Source organism: Atopobium sp. oral taxon 199 str. F0494 (genome assembly GCF_000411555.1).
GTDB lineage: Bacteria > Actinomycetota > Coriobacteriia > Coriobacteriales > Atopobiaceae > Lancefieldella.
On the sequence record NZ_KE150487.1, the window covers coordinates 41,562 to 64,653 of the forward strand.

20 protein-coding genes, 5 tRNA genes and 1 other annotated feature are annotated in these 23,092 nt (G+C 52.0%); of the genes, 1 reads left to right on the forward strand and 24 read right to left on the reverse strand.

Annotated features, from left to right (window positions below; translation table 11 throughout):
* The 19 genes from HMPREF1527_RS06240 to cysS all read right to left on the reverse strand — a co-directional run bounded on the left by HMPREF1527_RS06240 (position 1) and on the right by cysS (position 14,662).
* Positions 1-3,552: a DNA-directed RNA polymerase subunit beta gene (locus tag HMPREF1527_RS06240; protein ID WP_255344836.1), complete on the reverse strand. Its 3,552-nt coding sequence runs from the start codon at positions 3,550-3,552 to the stop codon at positions 1-3.
* Between the two features lie 408 nt (positions 3,553-3,960).
* Positions 3,961-4,344, reverse strand: coding sequence for a 50S ribosomal protein L7/L12 (gene rplL / locus HMPREF1527_RS06245; protein ID WP_016477853.1), 384 nt, complete (start codon positions 4,342-4,344; stop codon positions 3,961-3,963).
* Positions 4,345-4,442: 98 nt separating this feature from the next.
* The gene (gene rplJ, locus HMPREF1527_RS06250; protein WP_016477854.1) at positions 4,443-4,964 is read right to left on the reverse strand and encodes a 50S ribosomal protein L10; all 522 of its coding nucleotides are present in this window, start codon (positions 4,962-4,964) and stop codon (positions 4,443-4,445) included.
* 52 nt (positions 4,965-5,016) lie between these two features.
* Positions 5,017-5,150, reverse strand: a sequence feature (ribosomal protein L10 leader region).
* The gene (locus HMPREF1527_RS06255) at positions 5,103-5,351 is read right to left on the reverse strand and encodes a hypothetical protein (RefSeq protein WP_035434165.1); all 249 of its coding nucleotides are present in this window, start codon (positions 5,349-5,351) and stop codon (positions 5,103-5,105) included. It overlaps the preceding feature by 48 nt.
* An 18-nt stretch (positions 5,352-5,369) precedes the next feature.
* Positions 5,370-6,077 (reverse strand): 50S ribosomal protein L1, encoded by a 708-nt coding sequence (gene rplA, locus HMPREF1527_RS06260; RefSeq protein ID WP_016477855.1) that lies wholly within the window; start codon positions 6,075-6,077, stop codon positions 5,370-5,372.
* Positions 6,078-6,201: 124 nt separating this feature from the next.
* Positions 6,202-6,630, reverse strand: coding sequence for a 50S ribosomal protein L11 (rplK, locus tag HMPREF1527_RS06265; RefSeq protein WP_016477856.1), 429 nt, complete (start codon positions 6,628-6,630; stop codon positions 6,202-6,204).
* 103 nt (positions 6,631-6,733) lie between these two features.
* Positions 6,734-7,288, reverse strand: coding sequence for a transcription termination/antitermination protein NusG (gene nusG, locus HMPREF1527_RS06270; protein WP_016477857.1), 555 nt, complete (start codon positions 7,286-7,288; stop codon positions 6,734-6,736).
* Positions 7,289-7,290: 2 nt separating this feature from the next.
* Positions 7,291-7,659, reverse strand: coding sequence for a preprotein translocase subunit SecE (gene secE, locus HMPREF1527_RS06275; RefSeq protein WP_016477858.1), 369 nt, complete (start codon positions 7,657-7,659; stop codon positions 7,291-7,293).
* A 71-nt stretch (positions 7,660-7,730) separates the two neighbouring features.
* Positions 7,731-7,806: transfer RNA gene (locus HMPREF1527_RS06280), tRNA-Trp, on the reverse strand.
* A 15-nt stretch (positions 7,807-7,821) separates the two neighbouring features.
* A complete protein-coding gene (rpmG, locus tag HMPREF1527_RS07690; protein WP_012809261.1) occupies positions 7,822-7,971 on the reverse strand; it encodes a 50S ribosomal protein L33 in 150 nt (49 codons plus the stop codon).
* 213 nt (positions 7,972-8,184) lie between these two features.
* The gene (gene tuf / locus HMPREF1527_RS06285) at positions 8,185-9,390 is read right to left on the reverse strand and encodes an elongation factor Tu (protein ID WP_016477859.1); all 1,206 of its coding nucleotides are present in this window, start codon (positions 9,388-9,390) and stop codon (positions 8,185-8,187) included.
* A gap of 105 nt (positions 9,391-9,495) precedes the next feature.
* A tRNA-Met gene (locus HMPREF1527_RS06290) sits at positions 9,496-9,572 on the reverse strand.
* Between the two features lie 19 nt (positions 9,573-9,591).
* Positions 9,592-9,667: transfer RNA gene (locus HMPREF1527_RS06295), tRNA-Thr, on the reverse strand.
* A gap of 1 nt (position 9,668) precedes the next feature.
* A tRNA-Tyr gene (locus tag HMPREF1527_RS06300) sits at positions 9,669-9,752 on the reverse strand.
* Positions 9,753-9,935: 183 nt separating this feature from the next.
* On the reverse strand, positions 9,936-10,718 hold the full coding sequence (locus tag HMPREF1527_RS06305) for a class I SAM-dependent methyltransferase (protein ID WP_016477860.1): 783 nt from the start codon (positions 10,716-10,718) through the stop codon (positions 9,936-9,938).
* A 219-nt stretch (positions 10,719-10,937) separates the two neighbouring features.
* A tRNA-Thr gene (locus tag HMPREF1527_RS06310) sits at positions 10,938-11,013 on the reverse strand.
* 574 nt (positions 11,014-11,587) lie between these two features.
* The gene (locus tag HMPREF1527_RS06315; protein WP_016477861.1) at positions 11,588-12,175 is read right to left on the reverse strand and encodes an NYN domain-containing protein; all 588 of its coding nucleotides are present in this window, start codon (positions 12,173-12,175) and stop codon (positions 11,588-11,590) included.
* A complete protein-coding gene (gene rlmB / locus HMPREF1527_RS06320) occupies positions 12,175-13,116 on the reverse strand; it encodes a 23S rRNA (guanosine(2251)-2'-O)-methyltransferase RlmB (RefSeq protein WP_016477862.1) in 942 nt (313 codons plus the stop codon). The genes HMPREF1527_RS06315 and rlmB overlap by 1 nt, the downstream gene beginning before the upstream one ends.
* A 4-nt stretch (positions 13,117-13,120) precedes the next feature.
* Complete coding sequence (gene cysS / locus HMPREF1527_RS06325) at positions 13,121-14,662, reverse strand: cysteine--tRNA ligase (RefSeq protein ID WP_016477863.1); 1,542 nt, start codon at positions 14,660-14,662, stop codon at positions 13,121-13,123.
* A gap of 430 nt (positions 14,663-15,092) precedes the next feature.
* Here cysS and HMPREF1527_RS06330 point away from each other — a divergent pair, with 430 nt between their 5' ends.
* Entirely contained in the window at positions 15,093-16,739 is a 1,647-nt protein-coding gene (locus HMPREF1527_RS06330; RefSeq protein ID WP_016477864.1) for an ABC transporter ATP-binding protein, read from the forward strand.
* Here HMPREF1527_RS06330 and ispF read toward each other — a convergent pair.
* From ispF to HMPREF1527_RS06355, 5 genes are all read right to left on the reverse strand, one after another.
* Positions 16,736-17,212: a 2-C-methyl-D-erythritol 2,4-cyclodiphosphate synthase gene (gene ispF, locus HMPREF1527_RS06335; RefSeq protein WP_016477865.1), complete on the reverse strand. Its 477-nt coding sequence runs from the start codon at positions 17,210-17,212 to the stop codon at positions 16,736-16,738. The two genes, HMPREF1527_RS06330 and ispF, sit on opposite strands and share 4 nt — an antisense overlap.
* 1 nt (position 17,213) lies before the next feature.
* On the reverse strand, positions 17,214-18,023 hold the full coding sequence (ispD, locus tag HMPREF1527_RS06340; RefSeq protein WP_016477866.1) for a 2-C-methyl-D-erythritol 4-phosphate cytidylyltransferase: 810 nt from the start codon (positions 18,021-18,023) through the stop codon (positions 17,214-17,216).
* Entirely contained in the window at positions 18,020-19,099 is a 1,080-nt protein-coding gene (gene disA, locus HMPREF1527_RS06345; RefSeq protein WP_016477867.1) for a DNA integrity scanning diadenylate cyclase DisA, read from the reverse strand. The genes ispD and disA overlap by 4 nt, the downstream gene beginning before the upstream one ends.
* Positions 19,100-19,249: 150 nt before the next feature.
* On the reverse strand, positions 19,250-21,871 hold the full coding sequence (locus HMPREF1527_RS06350; RefSeq protein ID WP_016477868.1) for an ATP-dependent Clp protease ATP-binding subunit: 2,622 nt from the start codon (positions 21,869-21,871) through the stop codon (positions 19,250-19,252).
* Positions 21,872-22,063: 192 nt separating this feature from the next.
* On the reverse strand, positions 22,064-23,056 hold the full coding sequence (locus HMPREF1527_RS06355) for a ketopantoate reductase family protein (protein ID WP_016477869.1): 993 nt from the start codon (positions 23,054-23,056) through the stop codon (positions 22,064-22,066).
* Positions 23,057-23,092 lie beyond the last annotated feature (36 nt).

Sequence of the window (23,092 nt, forward strand, 5' to 3'; positions counted from 1 at the left end):
CTACTCCTTATCGGTGGTCGCGTCGCCAACGAGCGCTGCCGCGTCGTCAACAGTTTGGGACAGGTCGGAGTCAAGCTCGCTGGCTCCAAGACCGGCAAGAACATCGAGAGCATCCTCAGCAGACTCCTCTGCCGGTTTATGAGCGCGCTCGGTGCGCTTGCGGTATGAGATGGGCTCGATGTCAAGCGCAAGCGAGCGAATCTCCTTCACAAGAACCTTGAAGGACTCAGGAATGCCCGCCACAGGAATGTTCTCGCCCTTGACGATGGACTCGTAGGTCTTTACGCGACCGTTCGTATCATCAGATTTGACGGTCAAGATCTCTTGGAGCACATTGGCGGCGCCGTACGCGTACAGAGCCCAGACTTCCATCTCGCCGAAGCGCTGGCCGCCAAACTGAGCTTTGCCGCCCAGAGGCTGCTGAGTAACGAGAGAATATGGTCCGGTCGAGCGGGCGTGGATCTTATCGTCAACCATGTGGCCGAGCTTCAGGATATAGGAGCAGCCAACGGTAACGGGGCTCTTGAACGCCTCACCCGTACGGCCGTCATAGAGCGTCGTCTTACCGCGCTCATTGAGCTGTGGAACAAACTCTTCACGCATGTGCTCGCCGTAGTCCTGCATCGCCTTATTGATCATGTTGATATTGGTGCGGCGCATAATCTCCGCCACGGCCGTATCCGTTGCGCCGTCAAAGAGCGGCGTTGACACGGGAATAGGTCCGGGTACATAGCACTTGGAATCGGCGTCAGTGTCATCCCAACCGTGTGCCGCTCCCCAACCAAGGTGGCATTCAAGCAGCTGGCCGACGTTCATACGTGAAGGAACGCCCAGCGGGTCGAGAATAACGTCGATTGGAGTGCCGTCCGCCATATAGGGCATGTCCTCAACAGGAAGAACCTTGCAGATAACGCCCTTGTTGCCGTGGCGTCCGGCGATTTTATCGCCCTGCTGAATCTTGCGGCGCTGAGCAATGTAGACGCGGACAAGGGTATTGATTCCCGGCTGAAGCTCGTTGCCCTTCTCGTCAGAATTCTTTTCCTTGCGGTCAAAACGCACCACGTCAACGACACGGCCGTATGAACCGTGTGGCACGCGCAGCGAAGTGTCGCGGACGTCATTGGACTTGTTGCCAAAGATAGCGCGCAGAAGCTTGGCCTCCGCGGTCTCGGAAGTCTCTCCCTTTGGCGTTACCTTACCCACGAGAATATCTCCAGGGCCTACCTCCGCGCCGATACGGACGATGCCATCTTCATCAAGGTTGGCGAGCATGTCCTCACCAACGTTGGGGATCTCACGGGTGATTTCCTCAGCGCCGATCTTGGTGTCGCGAGCGTCAATCTCGTGACGGGAGATGTTAACGGAAGTCAGCAAATCCTCCTGCATCACGCGCTCGGAAACGATGATACCGTCCTCGTAGTTATAGCCTTCCCACGGCATATACGCCACTGTAAGGTTAGCGCCGAGCGCCAGCTCGGAGTGGTCCACGGAAGGACCATCGGCAAGCGGCTGGCCGCGCTTTACCCTATCGCCCAAATGGACAATAGGACGGTGATTGATACAGGTAGACTGATTGGATCGCTCATACTTGGGAAGGTCGTAGGTCTCCGAGCCGTACTCATCGGAGTACACGGTCACGTGCGCCGCGTCCACCTCAGTGACCTCACCATCGTGCTTTGCGCAAATGAGCTCACCGGAGTCAAGCGCCGCGCGAGCCTCCATGCCCGTGCCCACAAACGGAGCGTGGGAGCGAATTAAAGGCACGGCCTGACGCTGCATATTCGCACCCATGAGCGTACGCTTAGCGTCGTCATGCTCAAGGAACGGAATCAGGTTTGCCGCGACAGAAAGAAGCTGGCGAGGAGAGACGTCCATATAGTCAACGTCTTCAACAGGCACCTGCGCGGGCGCGCCGAACGAACCGTCGAAGTCGCGCGTACGAGCGATAACGCGCTCAGCGTTAACCACCTTGCCCTCATGGTTAATCTCGACAAAACGTCCCGTCTTAGGATCAATGGGCGTATTCGCGGGAGCGATGATGTGATTTTCTTCCTCATCCGCGGTCATCCACGCAACTTCATCGGTAGCCTTGCCGTTGACGACCTTGCGATACGGAGCCTCAATGAAGCCGTATTCGTTCACATGGGCGTAAAGAGCCAGCGAACCGATAAGACCAATATTCGGACCCTCGGGCGTCTCGATTGGACACATGCGGGAGTAGTGCGAGTTGTGGACGTCGCGGACGGCCGTTGGCACGTTGGTGCGGCGGCTGGAACCGGACTTGTGACCCGCAAGACCGCCAGGGCCAAGCGCGGACAGACGACGCTTGTGGGTAAGGCCGGCAAGCGGGTTAGACTGATCCATAAACTGGGACAGCTGAGAAGAGCCGAAAAATTCCTTGATAGCGGCCACGATGGGGCGAATGTTAATCAGTGTATCGGGAGCGATATCATCGGGATCTTGGGAAGCCATGCGCTCGCGAACCACGCGCTCCATACGGCTCATGCCGATACGGAACTGATTTTGCACCAGCTCGCCGACCGTACGGACGCGACGGTTGCCAAAGTGGTCGATGTCATCGAGATGCTTTGACTCATCGCCGGCGTGAACGGCAAGCAGGAACTGAAGCGCCGAAACGATGTCTTCATTGGTCAGCACGCGCTGATCGGAAGGGGTATCAAGGTGCAGCTTCTTGTTGATTTTATAGCGACCAACCCGAGCCAGGTCATAGCGCTGACGGTGGAAATACAGGTTGTTGATGAGCGTGCGGGCAGAATCCACGGTTGGCGGCTCACCCGGACGCTGACGGCGAAACACCTCAAGAAGCGCGTCCTCTTTCGTAGTCGCGGTATCGCGCTCAATAGTGTTACGCACAACATCGGAATCACCGAGAAGCGAGAGAATCTCGTCATCACTTACGGCAATGCCAAGCGCACGGAGAAACACCGTCGCGCTCATGCGGCGCTTGCGGTCAATGGAAACGACAAGGTGTCCGCGCTTATCGACCTCAAACTCAAGCCACGCGCCACGCGCGGGGATGAACTGAACGTGATGAACGAGTACGCCATTGTCCATTTCAGCCGAGAAGTACACGCCCGGAGAGCGGACAAGCTGCGAGACTACGACGCGCTCGGTGCCGTTGATGATAAACGTACCCCGCTCGGTCATAAGAGGGAAATCGCCCATGTAAATGAGCTGTTCTTTCTTCTCACCCGTTTCCTTGTTAAGGAAGGTGATGTCAACCATGAGCGGAGCCTGATAGGTCATATCCTTGGCTCGGCATTCAGCAATGGAACTGATAGGATCGCCAAATTGGTGATCGCCAAAGATGACCTCCATGGTTCCATTGTTGCTCTCGATTGGTGAAAACTCTGCGAAGGACTCTTGCAGTCCTTCACCCATGAAACGCTCAAACGACTCACGCTGTACCTCAATGAGGTTAGGGAGTGTCATGGCTTCTGGGATTTTGCTAAAGGTCCTCCGACCAGTTAGTGCCTGGGGTGTAGTAAGTGCTACATTCTTTGCGTTAGACACCAGGTTGTCCTCCTTCATAAGGGTGGAAGGTGGCAATTATCGCAACGTAATAATTTAGTCAAGTCTTGTTTTAGAGTCAATGAAAAATACTTGATTTCCTGAGGTTAATTCGCTATCTTGTTTATTTTCATTATTCAACTGCAGTTTTACGTTTTCGCATATAATTTATGTGTAGAAATTGTGGAGAAATGGTTTGTCTTCCTCTCCCCTTTTGTATCTGTCTGTATCTCTATCAACAGTAAGCTCCCGCCGCCTTACGAAAGCGCATAACACCGGCTTCCCGCAAAGCGCCCCGTATGCTGTAAGCACACCTGTCCGGCGCAATAGCACGCCCATCAAAAAAAGAGGCCGGACAAACGCCCGGCCTCTGATGTCAAAAACAGGAGCGAGAAGTACTTCTCGCTCCTGCGTATGTGAAACCCTCGTTTACTTAAGGGTAACGGAAGCGCCAGCCTCTTCGAGCTTAGCCTTAGCAGCCTCAGCGTCTTCCTTCTTCGCGCCCTCGAGGACGGCCTTAGGAGCGCTCTCGACAACCTCTTTTGCCTCCTTGAGGCCAAGGGAAGTCAGCTCACGGACAACCTTGATGACGGCAATCTTGTTGTCGCCGAAGCCCTCGAGAACAACGTCAAAGTTGGTCTTCTCCTCAGCAGCGCCAGCGTCAGCGCCACCAGCTGCAGGAGCAGCGGCAACCGCTACAGGAGCAGCGGCGGAAACGCCGAAGACATCCTCAAGCTCGTGAACGAGCTCAGAAAGCTCGAGGGCGGGCATCTCTTTCAGGGCCTCAATGATCTCATCTTTAGTGACAGCCATGTCATATCTCCTTTTTGAATGGCGTGGTCTTCACGCCTGGGCGCAAGCGCCCGCTTGTACATCAATCGACACCTACGTGCCGTGTTCTTATGCTGCTGTTACGCAGCGTTTTTCTGATCTGCGATTGCAGACAGAGCTGTTGCAAGAGCCCTTGCGGGACCTGCGGTAACCTGTGCAATACCGGAAAGCGGGCTTGCGGCGACAAACACAAACTTCGCGATAAGCTCCTCGCGAGAAGGAAGATCCGCGTACGCTTGCGCGTCACTTGCAGACAGAGCCTGACCATCGGCGATGCCGCCAATAAACTCAAGCTTCTTGAGCGTCTTGGCCTTCTCCTTGATGACCTTCGCTGCATCAACAGGATCATCCTCGAAGAAAACGTATGCGCATGTACCGGCGAGCATATCGTCGATCTCGGGCATGCCGGCGTTTTTGAGGGCAATCTTGACGATATTGTTCTTGTACACCTTCATCTCGGAGTGCGCCTCGCGAAGCGCGCGACGAAGCTCCTGGGTCTCCTTGACGGAAAGACCGCGGTAGTCGATGACAAAAACACCCTTGGAGCCCTCCAGAGACGCGGAGACTTTCTCGAGCATATCAACTTTAGACTGTGCTGGCATTCAGTACACCTCCTTCATTCACGCATCAGGCACGAACGCCACGCGGTTAGCCCTCTACATGAAAAGACCTCGCTCTGCAACCAAAGCGAGGTCTGAGGATACTATCTCCAAGACCACCTCGGCAGGCGGGAGAACCCTTTAAGCCTTATCGGCACCGGCTGTCTTTGGCAGCGGACGTGCGAATGCAAGACAGGCGTCTTGCGGGAGATATTCTCCCACGAAATCCCCTGTCGCGTCAACCCAAAACGGCATTTTCTCATGATTTCTTTCGTACGCGATGCCGTATAAAAAATGAGGCCCGAAATATCGGACCTCATCTGCACGTACTTCTTTATTGCCTTTGTCGCTCGTATCGAGAAGAACGCACGCGAAGCGTACAAGCCGCACGCGCGCCCGTCTGAGACGCTAGTCCTCCATGAAATTGCGAACCTTGGTGGGGTCAACCTTGATGCCAGGGCCCATCGTGGAAGAAATGACAACGGACTTGACGTATTTACCCTTTGCAGAAGAAGGCTTCACACGCAGAATCTCAGTCAAAAGCGCACCGTAATTCTCGACAAGCTGCTGAACCTCAAAGGAAGCCTTGCCCATAGGAACATGGCAGATACCATAGCGGTCGGCGCGATACTCAACGCGGCCGGCCTTGAGTTCGGAAACCATCTTGGCGACATCCATAGTCACCGTGCCAAGCTTGGGGTTAGGCATAAGACCACGAGGTCCAAGGATGCGGCCAAGCTTGCCGACCTTACCCATCATCTGGGGAGTCGCAATCGCCGCGTCAAAGTCAAGATTGCCCTTTTCGACCTCGGCTACAAGCTCGTCGCCGCCAACAAGATCAGCGCCGGCAGCCTCAGCCTCACGCGCCTTCTCGCCCTCAGCGAACACGGCTACACGAACAGTCTTGCCGGTGCCGTGAGGAAGGGAAATGGAACCACGGACGTTCTGGTCCGCTTTGCGGGTATCGACGCCAAGACGAATCGCGACTTCAACCGTCTCATCGAACTTCGCGCTTGCAAGCTCTTTGGCAAGAGTCATTGCTTCTTTAGGGGTGTAGAGCTTTGCGCTCTCGACCTTTGCTGCGGCGGCAGCATAATTCTTTCCGTGCTTTGGCATAGTAGCACCTCCTGTGGTCAACGAGCTCACGCTCTCCCACATCTTGACCGCGCTGTATGTGCAGTCGCTTTCAGAGAAGCATCAGGCCGGCTACGCAGACGCGCGGCCGGCGAGAAGAACAACGTTACTCGGCGATGGTAACGCCCATGGAACGGGCGGTGCCAGCGACGACTTTCTTTGCCGCCTCAATGTCGTTGGCATTGAGATCGGGCATCTTGATCTCAGCAATCTTAGTAAGCTGCTCATCGGTAAGCTGGCCTACTTTATCACGCTGCGGAACGCCTGAGCCGCTCTTGAGCTTGAGCTCTTTCTTGATGAGCTGAGCCGCGGGCGGAGTCTTGGTAATAAAGTCAAACGAGCGGTCCTCATAGACTGAAATCTCAACCGGGATAATATCTCCGGCCTTGTCCTGCGTAGCGGCGTTAAACGCCTGGCAGAACTGCATGATATTGACCTGAGCGGCACCCAGAGCCGGTCCTACCGGAGGCGCAGGGTTTGCCTGACCTGCAGGAATCTGAAGCTTTATGAAGTTAACAACCTTCTTAGCGGGCATGTTACTCCTCCTGAATATCCTGAATACGTACGTTTGCGATCTATCATCGCGCTCTTCCTGAGAAGCAATCCTCAAAGAGGCAGGTCAAGCGGATTTACCACAGTTAATCCTTTACGGAAATCTGATCAAGCGTAAGCTCAACCGGAGTTTCTCGTCCAAAGATGGTAAGCATGACTTTAATCTTGCCGGATTCGGCGTTGACCTCAGACACGATACCGTCAAAATCTGCCAGCGGTCCTGAAAGCACATGAATTGACTGACCAACTTCAACATCGGTAGTCACGCGCTTTACGGCAGCTGCGTCAGTCTTGCCGCCGGAACGGCGCATCATCTTATTGAACTCTTCACGACGAAGCGGCGAAGGCTTCCCGTTGACGCCCAAAAAACCGGTAACGCCAGGGGTATTGCGAACGACCGACCACGTGTTGTCATCAAGCTCCATGCGCACGAGAACATATCCGGGATAGAACTTGACCTCTTTTGTGGAAGTCACGTCCTTCTCGCCACGCTTTTTAACTTCAGTGACCATTTCGCCGGGAGCCTGAACGTCCACAACCGCGTCCTGAAGACCGTACGCCTCTACGCGATGCTCAAGATCATTCATAACCTTGTTCTCGTACCCGGAATAGGTGTGAAGAACATACCAATGCTTTGCCATACCTATCCCCTCAGCCCCGTGAACGCAACAAGACCAGCCACAATGCCGGTATCTACCAGGAAGGTAACAAGACCGAAGAAGATGATCATGCCGATAACAGCAACCGACCAGTTAGCGAGCTCAGTTCTGGTTGGCCACACAACACGGTGCATCTCAGTGCGGACGCCGGCAAAATAGTTTTTGATCCGTCCGAAAAAGCCAGGATTGTTCTTACGCTCAAGCGCCTTTTCCTGCTTTGCGGATGCTTTTGCAACTTTGGCGGGCTTAGCCTCCGCGACAGAAGCGTGTTCGGCCTGCGTTGCTTCACGCTCTGCGCGCTGCGCGGCACGGGCTTTGCGGGCGCTTCTTTTGTTACGCTCTCGGTTTGCCATCCCTTAATTCCTTTCGGAGTCTCAAACATGCAAACCGGCCCACCCTTACGGGTAAGGCCGGTGGTCTTATCTGGCAGGCCAGGAAGGACTCGAACCCTCAACAAACGGTTTTGGAGACCGCCGCTCTACCATTGGAGCTACTGGCCTAGATGACTCACTGGCCTAGCGAGTCTCACGGTGTACCGTGTGCTTGTGGCACCACGGGCAGTACTTCTTCAACTCCATACGATCGGGGTTGTTGGACTTGTTTTTGTCCGTAGTGTAATTACGACGCTTGCACTCAGTGCAGGCGAGAGTAACGAGTGTACGCATTATGCCTCCTGAACACGGTCACGTGTTAATCCGAAATGTGACGCGATTGATAAGTCTATTACCTAGCAGCGTCCTCTGTCAATAAAAACTATTTCTTCAATAACAAAACATGTATAACTGTCTGATCAAACACTGTCTGACATAAAAACCCGGCACCTTGAGGGTGCCGGGTCACTAGTACCAATGGTTGTGTAAACCCGTTGATAGCTCAGGTTACTCAATAATGGTGGAAACACGGCCGTCGCCGACAGTGTGGCCGCCCTCGCGGATAGCGAACTTGAGGCCTGCCTCCATAGCAATCGGGTGAATGAGCTCGCAGCCAACGGTGATATGGTCGCCAGGCATAGCCATCTCAACCTTGCCGCCATTAGCATCGGTGAGCTCATAGATATCACCGGTGACGTCAGTAGTACGGAAGTAGAACTGAGGACGATAGCCGGAGAAGAACGGCGTGTGGCGGCCGCCCTCGTCCTTGGTCAGAACGTAAACCTCACCCGTGAACTTCTTGTGCGGGGTAACGCTGCCGGGCTTGCAGAGAACCTGACCGCGCTCGATGTCCTCGCGCTTAACACCACGGAGAAGGATACCGACGTTGTCGCCTGCCTCACAGAAGTCCATGGTCTTACGGAACATCTCGATGCCCGTAGCGACAGACTGCTGCGTGGGCTTGATGCCGACAATCTCAACGGGCTCGTTGAGCTTAAGCTCACCACGCTCAACACGGCCGGTAGCAACGGTACCACGACCAGAAATGGTCATAACATCCTCAATTGCCATCAGGAAGGGCTTCTCGTTGTCGCGAGCAGGCGTTGGGATGTAGGAATCAACGGTGTGCATGAGCTCGCGGACGGACTCCATCCACTTCTCCTCGCCGTTGAGGGCGCCGAGAGCGGAACCACGGACGATAGGAAGATCGTCTCCGGGGAAGTCATACTCGGACAGAAGGTCACGGGTCTCCATCTCAACAAGGTCAATGAGCTCTTCGTCATCAACCATATCGCACTTGTTCAGGAAGACGATGATGTAAGGAACGCCAACCTGACGTGCAAGAAGAATGTGCTCGCGGGTCTGAGCCATAGGACCATCGGTAGCAGCAATAACGAGGATTGCGCCGTCCATCTGAGCTGCACCAGAAATCATGTTCTTGATGTAGTCTGCGTGACCTGGGCAGTCAACGTGAGCGTAGTGACGCTCCCATGTCTCGTACTCAACGTGAGCAACGGAAATAGTAATACCGCGCTGACGCTCTTCGGGAGCCTTATCGATGTTCTCGAAGGCAGTGAAGTCTGCCTTGCAGCCTTCGGTCTCAGAGAGAACCTTAGTGATAGCTGCGGTAAGGGTGGTCTTACCGTGGTCGACGTGACCAATGGTACCGATGTTTACATGTGGCTTAGAGCGGTCAAACTTTTCCTTGGCCATTGCCATTCCTCCTTCTGGAACTAACCCTCGGGCTAGACCGTGGTAAAACTTCCTTTTATACTCCAACGGCGTATATACATTGCTGTATGTACCCCGTAAAGAATCTGGTACCGGTGACTGGATTCGAACCAGTGACATCGCGGGTATGAGCCGCGTGCTCTAACCAGCTGAGCTACACCGGCATCGGTGCGCGCTTGAGAGTGGAGCCCGCGACCGGATTTGAACCGGTGACCTCTTCGTTACCAACGAAGTGCTCTACCTACTGAGCTACACGGGCGTGGTGGGGATACTTGGACTCGAACCAAGGAACCCAGAGGGAGCGGATTTACAGTCCGCCGCAGTTGCCGCTGTGCCATATCCCCATGTGCTCTTTTCAAGCTCCTACTAGGCAAGATATACAGAAAATATCTCCGTTCTCCACCTCGTAAGCGGGAAAATAATACGTTGCTTCTTTGCTCTTGTCAACGTAAACCACGCGCCCGGGCGTATCTTATCAAAAAATCTCCATTTCTTAACGAGAAGTGCTTTGGTATATTGTGCGCTTCTTATTTCTTCCCCACTAGGAGTTTTGAATCCGTGAGCATGAGCCAACGACTTTCGCGCATACTCATGAACTTTCCTGAGGCCGTATCTAAAAGCTCCACACTCTCGTAACCCTTATCTTTCAGGCTCTGTATAAATGTCTGCATATCGCCATAGCGCCGAGGACTCATAAGATCATGTATGGCAAAGGTACCGCCTTTTTTAAGTACGCGGAGCGTTTCGCGCAGAAGCTGCTGTCGATCAACACGAGCTATATTGTGGTAAACGTAATTGCTGACAACCGCATCGAAAGTCTCGTCAGCAAAATCAAGTTTTACGGCATCGCCTGCTTGAAACGAAGCATTGCCGATCTTCTCGGCACGAGCATTGTTCTCGCACAGACGCTTACTGAACGAAGCGTACTCCTTCCCCCAGCGGTCAATCCCGACCATTGACGCTTGAGGATTTGCTTTTGCACAAGCTATGGTCAAAGCTCCGCTTCCGCAGCCAACATCAAGTCCCAAACCACCCTGAGGAAGCTGCACGTATGCGGCCACGCCTTCAACGATGTCTTTTGAAAGATGTCGCCTGCCACGATACGAAAACGCACGATATGCAAAGGCTGCCCATAAGAAGAACAAGCTGAACGCAACAAATGCCGCTCCAAAAAGAATCAGTGCACCGAGACGAATGCCCTGTATAGTCCAACTCATTTTGCATATCACCACGCCGACAAGCGCCACGAGAGCTCCGCCTCCCAAAGCTGCCAACATACCCCGTGGAATCCAATTCTTATAGTCAGACATCCTATTTCCTTTCATATTTCATATGAATAGTTCATAGAGCCTCATACGATATCGACCTGTACAGGGCGCTGGTTTACGCTAGCTAGTAATGGCTAGCGCTGGTTCGTGATGGCTCACGCTAGCTAGTGCTAGGCATATATTGTAAACGATGGCTAACTTATTGAAAGCACGCAGAAGTAATAAAAAACCTGCCGGGAAACCCAGGAGGTCAAAATGCAATGGTGCCGCCACCAGGCTTCGAACCCGGGACCTACTGATTACAAGTCAGTTGCTCTACCAGCTGAGCTATAGCGGCTTTTGATGCGTGAGTAATGATACCGAGTTTTATCGGAGGAGTCTAGGGACATTTTATTGAAAGTTACTTCTCTTGGAAAACTCACAAATAATAGTGCTCAAGCTGTTCCATTGAACGCCTGTGAGGACACGGCCACAGTGTACAGGGCAGAATGCTCTTCTCGCCACTGACCGAGGTACTGCCGTTAGCTGTGGCCCGGCAAGCCGAGGGTTGTTGCCAACCGCGATTGCCGACAATTGAAATCGCCACTAAACGAGATTACGGCGAGCCAAATCCACCACTAAAGAGCGCTTTTGATACGTTTTTTGAAATCTGAGTGTTTAGTGGTGGTTTTAAGAGACGGATGGTCATGAAAACCACAAGTAAACGATTGCTGCGGGGCATTTCGAATGAGTACTCCAAGCGGAAATTCCAAGCGGACGAGCCAATAAGCAGACGAGCAACAGCGCATGGTAGCCGCACGTGGTACAGCTGCAAGCAGGTGTTTTAGGCAAGAACAACGCTAGGATACCTGAGATTCCTTGGATAGCTGGGATAGCTTGAGTCGCTGGAACAGCCGGGACAGCTACAACCCCTACTGATCCAGCAGATCCCAAAGGCGTTGTCGCTGCTCGGGAGACAGACGATCCTCCAAAGTCATACGCATACGACCTGTTTCACGCTGTAAATCATCAATAGCCGTATCACTCACCTCAACATCACGAACAAGCGCAGCACTTGAAATGCGTGTCACCTCACCGGGACCAAAACCGACCGTTGAACGAACATCCTTATCGGAAGTGACAAGAGAAACGGATCGACCGGCCTCCCGCGCTTCCGTAACCAGCTTTTCGATAACGGTATCCGCACTCTGATTGGGCTTTGAGAAAATGAGTTTGACGCCACCTCGCGAACGATCGGGGCGTTCAGGGTTTACGTTACCTGCCCCGTCAAACACAATGACCGCCTTGTATCGATGATGCGCAAACGTTGCCACATCGGAAATGAGTGCCTCACGAGCGCGAATAAAGGGATCGCTGTCCATATGATATGCAGCATCCGCTGAGCTCACCAAGCCGTCGGTTTGATTTTCCTCATCAATCAGACCTTCATAGCGAGCGGTGGCATGCATCACGTTATAGCCGTCAACGATGAGAAGTTCGCGTTCTTCTCGCACAGACATTATGAAACGCCACCCATACTCACACGACGCAACCATTCGTAACACATAACGGTCGTAGCCTGTGCCACGTTCAGCGATTCAATCTTTCCACGCTGCGGAAGCTTACAGGTGAAGTCGCATGTTTCAAGCACGAGGCGAGAAATGCCTGCACCCTCAGAACCCATCACGAGTGCAAGGCGGCCGCCCAAGGGTGCGCCCCACACATCGTCCGTGGCATGCTCAGTAGCGCCACATGTCCAAAATCCTGCGGATTTCAGTTCTTCAAGCGCTCGTGATACGTTAGAAACCCGGGCTATCGGCACATGCAAAACAGCACCGGCAGAGGTTTTGTATGCTCCTACGCCTACCTGAGCAGCACGTGCATTGGCAATCACCACCCCTGCAGCACCAACTACCTCAGCAGATCGGACAATAGCGCCAAAGTTACCTTCATCGGTCACATGGTCGAGCACCACTACCAGCGCGTCTTTTGAGCCCGCTTTCTCAAGAATGTCGGAAAGTTCCGCGTATTCAAAGGGTCGGGTCCGCACAATAACACCCTGATGAGCGCCATGACTTGAAAGGGCGTCCAAAACCTGCCGAGACACCCGTTCAACAGGAACGCCTTCGGATGAGAACTGTTTGGCAAGCGTTTCAATCTCTTGATCACGCTCGCCAGACGCAACCTGCACCAGCGCATTCTTAAGCGGAATGTTTAAGGCAAGCGCCTCCGCCACAGCGCGGCGCCCTTCAATCAAATCGGAAACGCTCCGTTGGCGAGAAGGACGGGGGGCGCCGCTCAGAGCGCCTTTGCCGCCGCGACTGGCACCACGGCCAGCCCGACTGCCCCGTGCGGAGTTGTCATGGTCATGTTCACGGCCACTGCGTCGATCTTTCGGCCCAAACGCCTCGTTCCAGCTAACACGCTTCTTACCTTTGTTCGATTTCTGTTGACGCGCCATATGCTCAGTCCTTGTCGTGCGCTCGCTTCAAGCGCGCTCCGGAAGCTGTATCTTCAATCAGAAGTCCCAGACCGGCAATGCCATCACGGATAGCATCTGCAGCCGCCCAGTTCTTCTCAGCACGTGCGCTTTGGCGAGCAGAAAGAAGAGCTTCTGCCGCTTGCATGACGCTTTCCCCCTCATAACCTGCTTGAGACTTTGCCAAATCAATAAGCTCATGAGGAAGTTCGTCGGACGCTTTGTCCGTGTTGACGCTAATTCCCAACACTCCAAAAAGTTCTGTCAACGTATCCGCAGCATGAATCGTCAATTTTGCGTTAATTGCATTGGCCGCATTGGCAAGATAGGTATTTGCAGCAGTAACCAGCGTGAACATCGCGGCAAGGGCTTCTGCCGTATTGAAATCATCCGCCATGGAACGCTCAAAGTTCTCGCGTGCAGTGCCAATGGCTGAGGTAAGCTCATTTTCGCAGTCAGACTGCTTGTGATTTTGTGCCGCATCTCCGGTATTGGCAGAGCCTCCAGCGTCAACAGAACGCTCAGTACTCTCGGCGTTTTTGGCGGCCCAGCGCAAATTAGCCACACAGGTCTTCATACGCTCAAGCGTACCGACAGCACCGTCCAAGCGCTCGAAAGAAAAATCAAGCGGTGCACGATAGTGCGTCTGAAGCATCAAAAGTCGGACCGCATCTGCTGCGTAGGAATCCAGCACCTCTTTGAGCGTATAGAAGTTGCCCAGAGACTTGGACATCTTCTCGCCCTCCACGCGAAGCATGCCCGCATGCATCCAATAGTTTGCCAAAGGCTCATGCCAGCAGCAGCTTGCCTGAGCCGTTTCGTTTTCATGATGTGGAAACACGAGGTCTGCCCCACCGCCGTGGATATCAATTGGCGTTCCAAGGTAGCGGTGAATCATGGCACAGCACTCAGAATGCCAGCCGGGACGTCCTTCTCCCCATGGACTCGGCCAGCTGGGCTCACCGGGCTTTGCGGCCTTCCAAAGGGCAAAATCAAACGGATCGCGCTTCTCGGTATTGACCTCAACGCGCTCACCTGCACGCAGCTGATCCAGATCGCGACCAGATAACACGCCATAATTGTGATCCGCTCGCACCGAGAAGTACACGTCTCCCGACGGCACTGTGTAGGCAAATCCCTGTTCAATGAGGGATTGGATCATCTCAACCATGGCATTGATCTCATGCGTGGCGCGCGGGCGAATATCGGGGTCAAGAATATTAAAACGATGCATTTGCTCAATGAAAGCGGCAGAGTATTCCTCTGCAACCTCCTGCGCCGTACGAGCCTGCTCAAGAGCACGATTGATAATCTTATCGTCAACGTCCGTCAAATTTTGTGCAAAGGTAACCTCGTATCCTGCATGCATGAGGTACCGGCGTATTACATCAAACGACAAGAACGTGCGTGCATTACCGATATGTATCTGGTCATACACCGTAGGACCACAGACATACATCCGAACTTTGCCCTCATCAATAGGTGTAAAAATCTCTTTGCGATGCGTCTGAGTATTGTAAACGAGCATGTACACTCCCTATTTGAAAAAGACTTCATTCAAAATTTCATTTGTCTTTGTATGAATTAGAAAAGCACGAAAAAACGATACTATAGTATGATGCTACTCACAAGATTTGAAATTTAATACAAAAAGATAGTAAGCACAATACCACTCGGCCGATAGTAACATTATCGAAATACACACTTCTTATCTGCGTATTTACTACTTATTTTTAAATCGTTTCACAAAATCGGTACCGTTCACGTAATACCTCTTTTGTATTCTTTCCAACGGAAATAATAGAGGTGTAGTTTTTAGACAGCAAATGAATCATATTGCTTTACTAAGTCCCTAAATTAAGGTTCTCGCACTTGATGTAACCCGGGACTGAAAGTGCAGACTCAACATAGGATTCGTTTGAAGATCTGCACAGTAACGATTGAGGGTACAAAAGACTATGCGTAAGTTAATTCTATATTGCTGGAATTCAATAAAGAACAAAGCAACGTATACAGGATATATGGCTCTAAAGTTGCTTAAAGCCCTTACAGATGCGTCCCTTCCTTTTATTACCGGGTGGGTTATTAATCTACTTGTTGCCCAAACGAGCTTCTACGAAACTTTTGTTCCCTGTGCCCTCATTGCTTTTTTGGGAGTATTGTCAGCTCTTTTGGAATACTTTTCTGACCTTATATATACCTATCTACAGTCAGACTCATCATTTGTGCTAGAAGCTGATGCTATTAAAAGGATACAGTACACGAGGCAAGACTTTTTCTCTTCCTATGATCCTGCTTACTATCATCGCAGTGTTAACAACGATGCAAGTACCATATCAATTTTCTTTTTAATATCCGGTTCGCAAGTCATAACAAGCACAGTAACTGTTGTGGTCATTATTGGAATAGTTGCCTCAATCAATATCCTTCTCGCCTTCGTTTGTTGTCTTCTGACGCTTTCAGTGGGATTTGTATACAGTTATTTCCATAATGAGATTTTTAAAAAGAACTATGAGTGCAAAGAAGAGCTTTCTAAATATGCTTCTTGTGAGTTCAGCCAATTTAGCCAAGTTGATTTCATTAGGCGCCATGTATTATTTAGCCACTTCGCCCATGCACTCAAAAAAACCTATCAGAAACTTCGCACCGCTGTTTACAGCAGCAATAAGTTGATTGCAAAAGTTAAGGCCCAAAATGGTGCATTAACCGCCTTTTTCCAAGCAATACTGTTTGCACTAGGAGTCTACCAAATTTCTTTAGGGAATATGCAGGTAGGATATCTTGCTACTATAGCCAGCTACTATTCAATGCTTACCTCTGCCGCAATGTATTTCACGGAATTCGGTCTTGAATATCAAAGCAGCCTCGTGAGCTACGAGCGTCTTATGAAAATTTCCACACTGCCGACAGAACCAAGCGGAATGCAGGTACTTGATACTAAGATCGAATCTCTTGTTTGTACAGACGTAAGCTTTACCTATCCCAATAATACAAAGCCAGTTCTTACCAAAACAAACGCTGCCTTTGAACCGGGAAAATTATATGCACTCACGGGTCACAATGGCTGTGGAAAATCTACTCTACTTAAACTTATAGATGCTGAATGGAGCGGACTATACGATGGAGCAATAGATTACAATTCGACCGAACTAAGTAAGCTTGATCATTATGTACTCAGAGAGGACATAGTTGGATTCACCGAGCAAGAACCGATGATTCTTGAAGATACAATCTGGAATAATCTTACGCTTCTTTGCAAAGATGAGCCCTCTAAAGAGAAGGTCGTGAGCCTTGTTGAGCAGTTAAATCTCAATCATCTGATAGATTCTGCTCCTCAGGGATTTAATACGATACTTGATGATTCCCATCCAAGTCTTTCAGGTGGCGAGAAACAAAAAGTTGCCATTATTCGTATGATATTGAAGAACCCACAGGTAATGCTCCTTGATGAACCAACTTCGGCTTTGGATAAAAAGAGCGTAGGGCAGCTTATTTCGTTACTCAATAATCTCAAACAAAATCATATCGTTATCGTAGTTACACATGATCAAAGGCTACTAGATTCTTGTGATTCCATTGTTGAGTTTCCTGTGAAGAAAGCTTAAGACTCCAAAATCACAACTGCCCAGGCGGCGATTCCCTCGCCTGCGCCGACAAAACCAAGCCCTTCGGTGGTGGTGGCCTTCACACCCACACACGCCTTGGATACCTCCAAAGCCTCAGCCATCCGCGAACGCATGGCATCACGATATGGCATAAGCTTTGGTGCCTGAGCAGCGACTGTACAGTCGCAATCCACAATATGATAGCCTGCTTTTCTCACCCGCCGGGCAACAGCAGCGAGAAGATCCATGGAATCCGCACCCGCATACGCGGGGTCGCTGTCAGGAAAAAGCTGGCCGATATCACTCTCACGAAGTGCTCCCAAAAGCGCGTCCATCAGAGCGTGCGCAAGGACATCTGCATCCGAATGACCCAAAAGTCCCCGCTCAAAGGGTATCTCTACACCGCCCAGCACGAGCTTTCGCTCCGGCACAAGTCGATGCACATCATATCCGTGTCCAATGTGAAGTGCCACCTTATGCCTCCCCGCCGTCAAACAAAATACAGGAGTCGGCACCATCCATGAGATGCTTGCCGAGAAGCGCTTCACAGATGGTAAGGTCAGAAGGATAGGTTACCTTGATGTTGTCATTTGATGACTCCACCACTTCAACCACGCCACCCAAATGCTCAACAAGCGAAGAATCATCCGTTGCCGCTATCCGTTCTTGAAGAGCTCTTTCATGGGCTTCAATCAAAATCTTCTTGCGAAAAACCTGCGGTGTTTGAGCAGCCCACAAAAACGAACGGTCAGGCGTACTTACAATGGTAGAACCTTCAACGCGCTTGAGCGTATCCACGGCACGAGTCGCACAAATAGCTCCTGCAAGAGCAGCATCTGAGCGCACGCGAGAAATAACGCGTTCAATGGTCTCCACTTCAATGAGCGGACGTACCGCATCGTGTACGGCCACCAAATCAAAGCCGCGTGGAGTTGCCTTAAGCGCAGAATATACCGATGCTTGGCGCGTCTTTCCTGATGCAGCAAAGGTAATTGGCTTATGCAGCTTAAGGCCTGAAAGCACTGACTCTCGCACGGCATCCGCTTTTTCCGGAGAACATGCAATGACCACGTACGCAATACTCGGCGCATGATCAAACGCCAAAATGGACCAGCTCATCAAAGGCAGTCCGCAAAGGTCAATGAACTGTTTACCACCCGGATAGCCAAAGCGCTCACCGATACCGCCGGCAACAATCACGGCCACGGTATCGGGGCCATTGTTCTTCTCGACAACTTGGGCGCAAGAATTCTTGGTTTGTGTGCAGGCGCCTGAAATGTTCATTCGGACTTACCCCACATGCGACGGAGCGCATTTGCCAGAGCGCCGGGATTTTCTATACCCAAATCACCAAGGCGGTTGGGATTGGTTTCAGCGACGTTCAGAAGCTCCTGCAAAGAATCGTATTCGTCAACGATCTTTGCTGCCATATCGTCTCTGACCATCGAGACACGCGAAAGCGTTCGAAGTCCCAAAGGAACCATAGCCGCATCGGTTGGAAGATCCTCGCTGTAGCCAAGAATATGGCCTACAACCTGAGATGATCTGAGCTCCGTGTTCTCTGTTTCATGGAACGCACGGCGTATCGCCCGCGCGTTTTCAACCGAGGAGTCCTTAGCATAGTCACGAATCATAAGGTCATACGCTTCGTTCACACCGCCCAGGTATTCTTCACGCTGCATGGACGTTATCTTGCCCTCGGTACCAAGCTCAAGAATACGCGCATCGAGCTGCTCCGCCACTTTCATGAGCACCTCAAAGAGATAAAATGTCTCGGCGACATCTCCAAGTGTTACATAATTGTCCAACTCAAGAGCGGTAAGACGCAAAAGTTCACGGTCAAGCGCTTGGCGCGTGTTTTGCATGGCAACCGAAAGCTGGCTGACGGCCGTCATAATCGCAGGAACAGCCTTTAGTTGAATGGCGCGACCATCAACGTAAACCGTAATCAGTGAGCGACGAGAAGAAACGGCCACCACAATCGATTTGGTCAGCAGGCTCATGCGAGCCGCTGTGCGATGCCTTGTGCCTGTTTCGGCAGTTGGCAGCGAGGCGTCCGGGTTCAGGTGAAAATTGGCGCGCACGATGCGGGTAAGGTCCTTATCGATGACCACGGCACCGTCCATCTTGCAGAGCTCAAACAGGCGGTTTGCGGTAAATGAAACGTCCAGAGCGAAGCCGTCACTGCCCGCCGCAAGCACGTTCTCACGATCCCCCACGCAAATGAGAGCGCCGAGATGTCCCGCGAGAATCATGTCAAGCGCCATGCGCAGCGCCGTTCCCGGAGCGGTCATCTTGATAGCAAGCGCCTGCCGAGCGTCCGTATCATCAAGTGTTTGTGTAAGCTGTGAAGACTCCATAACGCTCTCCCGTATGAAAGCCGGCTCCGAAGAGCCGGCAGTCCGTCACAGTAAAGTATACGGGTTTTTATCAATCACGCCGCGAGAAGTGCAGGCCGCTTGGACATCAGGTTCTTCTCGCGCCCCGTCAAAGCGCTTCTCGCCGTATGTTTAGTCGGCAGACGATGCCAGACCGGAACCTTGCGCAGGCGTCTTTGGCTCGGGCATTGCAGGAAGGTTGAACGTATCCTCAACGCGCGCCATGCTTTCACGCTTGCGCGGCGCGGGAATCTCTCCTTTGGTCTTCACAAACGAGAGGCTTTCCCCCGTATCGTCCACATCAACCAGTACGATATCGCCGGCCTGCCACTTTCCTTCAAGCAGCTCTTCTGAAAGAGGGTCTTCAATCATTGCCTGAATGGCGCGGCGAAGCGGACGAGCTCCGTAGACGGGGTCGGTTCCGTTTTTAGCGATAAGGTCCGCAGCGGCATCGGTAAGCTCAATGGACATGCCGTTCGCAATCAAACGATCGCGGAGCTCAAGAACCATCAGGTCAACAATGCTACGAAGCTGTTCTTTCGTAAGCGACTTAAAGACCACAATCTCGTCCACGCGGTTCAAAAACTCAGGACGGAAACTACGCTTGAGCTCACCCATCACGCGACTTGAAATCTCTTTATCGGAAAGACCACCGGAGCCTTCAGCCGAGAAGCCCATGGTGTTGGTCTTTGCGATTTCTCGCGCGCCGATGTTGGACGTCATGATAACGACCGTGTTAGAAAAGTCCACATGGCGGCCTTGACCATCCGTCAGACGACCCTCGTCCAAAATCTGGAGCAGTACATTGAACACATCGGGATGAGCCTTTTCAATCTCGTCAAAAAGGAGAACGGAGTACGGACGACGACGCACCGCTTTAGTAAGCTCGCCGCCTTCGTCGTATCCCACATATCCTGGAGGCGCGCCCACGAGCTTAGCCACGGTATGGCGCTCCATATATTCAGACATATCAAAGGATATGAGCGTATCCTCGCTACCGAAGAGGAACTCCGCCAGCGATTTTGCAAGCTCCGTCTTGCCAACGCCCGATGGCCCCAAGAAGATGAACGAACCGCCGGGACGGCGCGGATCCTTGAGCGGACTGCGGGAACGCCTGATTGCCTTGGCAACCTTTGCCACGGCTTCTTCCTGACCAATAACGCGCTTGTGCAGGATATCTTCCGTGCGCAGCAGGCGCGAAGCTTCGGTTTCAGTCAAGCTCGACACCGGAACGCCTGTGATGCTGGAGACTACTTTGGCTATATCATCTTCATCAACGGTTACGATATGCTCATCAAGCTCCGCACGCCAATTCTTCTCAAGTTCGTCACGTTGAGCGAGAAGCTTTTTTTCTTCATCGCGGAGCTGCGCTGCGCGTTCAAATTCCTGAACGGAAGCGGCTTTTGCCTTGTCTTTGCTCACGCGCTCAAGATCGGCGTCTACCTGAGCAATTTCAGGCGGCAGCGACATCTTGTGAATGCGGGCGCGGGCGCCAGCCTCATCCAAGACATCAATAGCTTTATCAGGCAGGAAACGATCTTGAATGTAGCGATGGGAAAGCATGACCGCCGCGTTGATAGCGGCTTCGGTATAGCGCACATGGTGATGCTTCTCATAACGATCCTGCAGACCGTAGATGATGCTGATGGTGTCGTCCGTACTCGGCTCACCGATGTTCACAGGTTGGAAACGGCGCTCGAAGGCCGCATCCTTCTCGATATGCTTGCGATATTCTTCCGCTGTAGTTGCGCCTATGACCTGAATCTCTCCGCGCGAAAGAGGCGGCTTCAAAATTGAAGCAGCATCAATGGAGCCTTCCGCTGAACCGGCACCGATAACGGTATGAATCTCATCTATAAAGAGAATGTCGTTTTGAGATTGCTCCAGCTCCGCGACGACCTTCTTCATGCGGTCCTCAAACTCACCACGATATTTGGAGCCTGCTACGAGACTGGCAAGGTCAAGCGTCCATACCTGCTTACCGCGAAGAATATCTGGCACATTACCTGAGGCGATAAGCTGCGCTAACCCTTCAACAATGGCCGTCTTGCCTACTCCCGGGTCGCCAAGGATAAGCGGATTGTTCTTTTGGCGGCGCGCCAACACCTGCATAACGCGCTCAATCTCGCGGTCGCGGCCGATTACGGGATCAAGCTTTTCGTCTGACGCAAGTTTGGTCAAGTTGCGGCCAAACTGTTCAAGCATAGAACCATCACCGGAACTGGAAGTAGCACGCTGGGGTCCTCCAACAGGCATGCCAAAAATGCTCGGATCCATGCGAACATCTTGTATGGCCGGACCTGACCCGTCAGGTGCGCCGGACTCAATCAGATTTTCAACGGCGGTACGCACGGCATCACCGGAAACGCCCATCGTACGCAGGGCGTCCATAGCGCGGCCGTTGCCCTCGGATACGATGCCTAAAAGGAGGTGCTCGGTGCCGATATAGGTTTGCCCATGCGTCATGGTCTCACGATACGCGTCTTCAAGTACGCGTTTAGTGCGCGGAGTAAAGGGAATGTGTCCTCCGGGAACAGGATCGCCCGAACCTGTGGTCAGCTCTTTTACCGTTGCAAGGGTCTCCTCGTACGTCACGTCAAGCTTGGCGAGCGCTTGAGCCGCAATACCCTCACCCTCTTTTATCAGAGCAAGAAGCAGGTGCTCCGTACCAACATACAGCTGGTCAAGATTGCGCGCCTCATCTTGCGCAAGACTCATGACCTTACGGGCTTTGTCTGTGAATTTATCAAACATTGCAGATAAACCTCTCTGTCGCTTTTCGGAGGTTTATGTACCCAGTATCGTCGGATGCAAACATAGCGCCGGTTGTCGGGTCAGGTTAGGTCAGTTCCACTTCCTGGTATCCCATACGCTTCAGCTTCTGTTGTAGTTTCTGTTTCAGTTCTGCGCACATTGAGCTTCTACTTCAGTCCTGCGCACATTGGCTCACACCGCCCGCGTATCATTTTCCGCTGCATCGTATTCTTGGTGCAGCTGCTCCCAGGTAGGCATCATGTTTCGCAGCTGATCAAAGGTTGTCATGGCAAAGGACGGGTTCTGCTCCCGTAGCCTATTAAATTCCTGATCCAAAAACTGCATTTCTGTGACAGCATTCCTGCAATGGTCGCTGGCGGCAAGATCTCCAAACTTCGTTTTAGCGGCAATCCACATGACCGCCGTTAGCAGCAATCCACGTATTCCGGAAAAATTCCGATCCTCATGTTTAGGACGAATTGTAGTTCCGATAGACTTCAAAAAATCATACGCTTCCGCTCCGGCGCGGATGTATGCTTTCGTATCGCGGTAGGTACAGGTTCGCAGATTGCAATGATGCAGATAACAAAGGTATGCAATTGGAAGAACGAATGCCACATGGCAGCGATACCAGCTTTGCATATCGTTCATAAACGTTACCTTCATGTCGGAGGTGGCAAATATCTGCTGAAAGAACTCTTTTTCTTTGCCACTTACATCACTGCTTACATGACCAATGGTTAGTTCCGGAGTACCGAAGGTAATTACCTCCGTATAGTCTTCATGGCGCACGCCCGCACTGGTCTGAAAACCAAATATAATTTGATTCGCATTCCAGCCGTAATCAATCAGCCGCTGCTGCATTTTTTCACTCTGCAGATTGTTTCCTACAAGCACAACATACTTTGCCTGAACACGAGCTAGTGTATCCACTATTTCGGTCTGCTGCTGATTTTGCATGATGGAAAAAACAACATCATAGGTATTTCCATCGTACTCACCCAGCACCTCGGGATAATCTATCCACTCTTTGTTACCAGAATATGCATGAATTCGAAGTCCCTGTTGCTCCAGAACCTCTTTCCACCGACCTCTTGCGATAACCGTAACCTCATTTCCAGCGCGGCAAAGCTCATGCGCTGTTAATGAACCGATTACACCAACGCCATAGAGTAAGACCTTCATAGCCTGCCTCCTCTGGTACAAGTTTGATGCGCCTCT

Excerpts from the sequence above, each read along its gene's own strand:
- rplA (WP_016477855.1), bottom strand. The coding sequence starts at position 6,077 with ATGCCAAAGCACGGAAAGAATTATGCTGCCGCCGCAGCAAAGGTCGAG.
- rplK (WP_016477856.1), bottom strand. The coding sequence starts at position 6,630 with ATGCCCGCTAAGAAGGTTGTTAACTTCATAAAGCTTCAGATTCCTGCA.
- rlmB (WP_016477862.1), bottom strand. The coding sequence starts at position 13,116 with ATGGCGCGTCAACAGAAATCGAACAAAGGTAAGAAGCGTGTTAGCTGG.
- ispD (WP_016477866.1), bottom strand. The coding sequence starts at position 18,023 with ATGAACATTTCAGGCGCCTGCACACAAACCAAGAATTCTTGCGCCCAA.
- secE (WP_016477858.1), bottom strand. The coding sequence starts at position 7,659 with ATGGCAAACCGAGAGCGTAACAAAAGAAGCGCCCGCAAAGCCCGTGCC.
- HMPREF1527_RS06350 (WP_016477868.1), bottom strand. The coding sequence starts at position 21,871 with ATGTTTGATAAATTCACAGACAAAGCCCGTAAGGTCATGAGTCTTGCG.
- rplL (WP_016477853.1), bottom strand. The coding sequence starts at position 4,344 with ATGGCTGTCACTAAAGATGAGATCATTGAGGCCCTGAAAGAGATGCCC.
- HMPREF1527_RS06330 (WP_016477864.1), top strand. The coding sequence starts at position 15,093 with ATGCGTAAGTTAATTCTATATTGCTGGAATTCAATAAAGAACAAAGCA.
- HMPREF1527_RS06305 (WP_016477860.1), bottom strand. The coding sequence starts at position 10,718 with ATGTCTGACTATAAGAATTGGATTCCACGGGGTATGTTGGCAGCTTTG.
- cysS (WP_016477863.1), bottom strand. The coding sequence starts at position 14,662 with ATGCTCGTTTACAATACTCAGACGCATCGCAAAGAGATTTTTACACCT.
- disA (WP_016477867.1), bottom strand. The coding sequence starts at position 19,099 with ATGGAGTCTTCACAGCTTACACAAACACTTGATGATACGGACGCTCGG.
- nusG (WP_016477857.1), bottom strand. The coding sequence starts at position 7,288 with ATGGCAAAGCATTGGTATGTTCTTCACACCTATTCCGGGTACGAGAAC.
- HMPREF1527_RS06355 (WP_016477869.1), bottom strand. The coding sequence starts at position 23,056 with ATGAAGGTCTTACTCTATGGCGTTGGTGTAATCGGTTCATTAACAGCG.
- HMPREF1527_RS06315 (WP_016477861.1), bottom strand. The coding sequence starts at position 12,175 with ATGTCTGTGCGAGAAGAACGCGAACTTCTCATCGTTGACGGCTATAAC.
- HMPREF1527_RS06240 (WP_255344836.1), bottom strand. The coding sequence starts at position 3,552 with ATGAAGGAGGACAACCTGGTGTCTAACGCAAAGAATGTAGCACTTACT.
- tuf (WP_016477859.1), bottom strand. The coding sequence starts at position 9,390 with ATGGCCAAGGAAAAGTTTGACCGCTCTAAGCCACATGTAAACATCGGT.
- rpmG (WP_012809261.1), bottom strand. The coding sequence starts at position 7,971 with ATGCGTACACTCGTTACTCTCGCCTGCACTGAGTGCAAGCGTCGTAAT.
- rplJ (WP_016477854.1), bottom strand. The coding sequence starts at position 4,964 with ATGCCAGCACAGTCTAAAGTTGATATGCTCGAGAAAGTCTCCGCGTCT.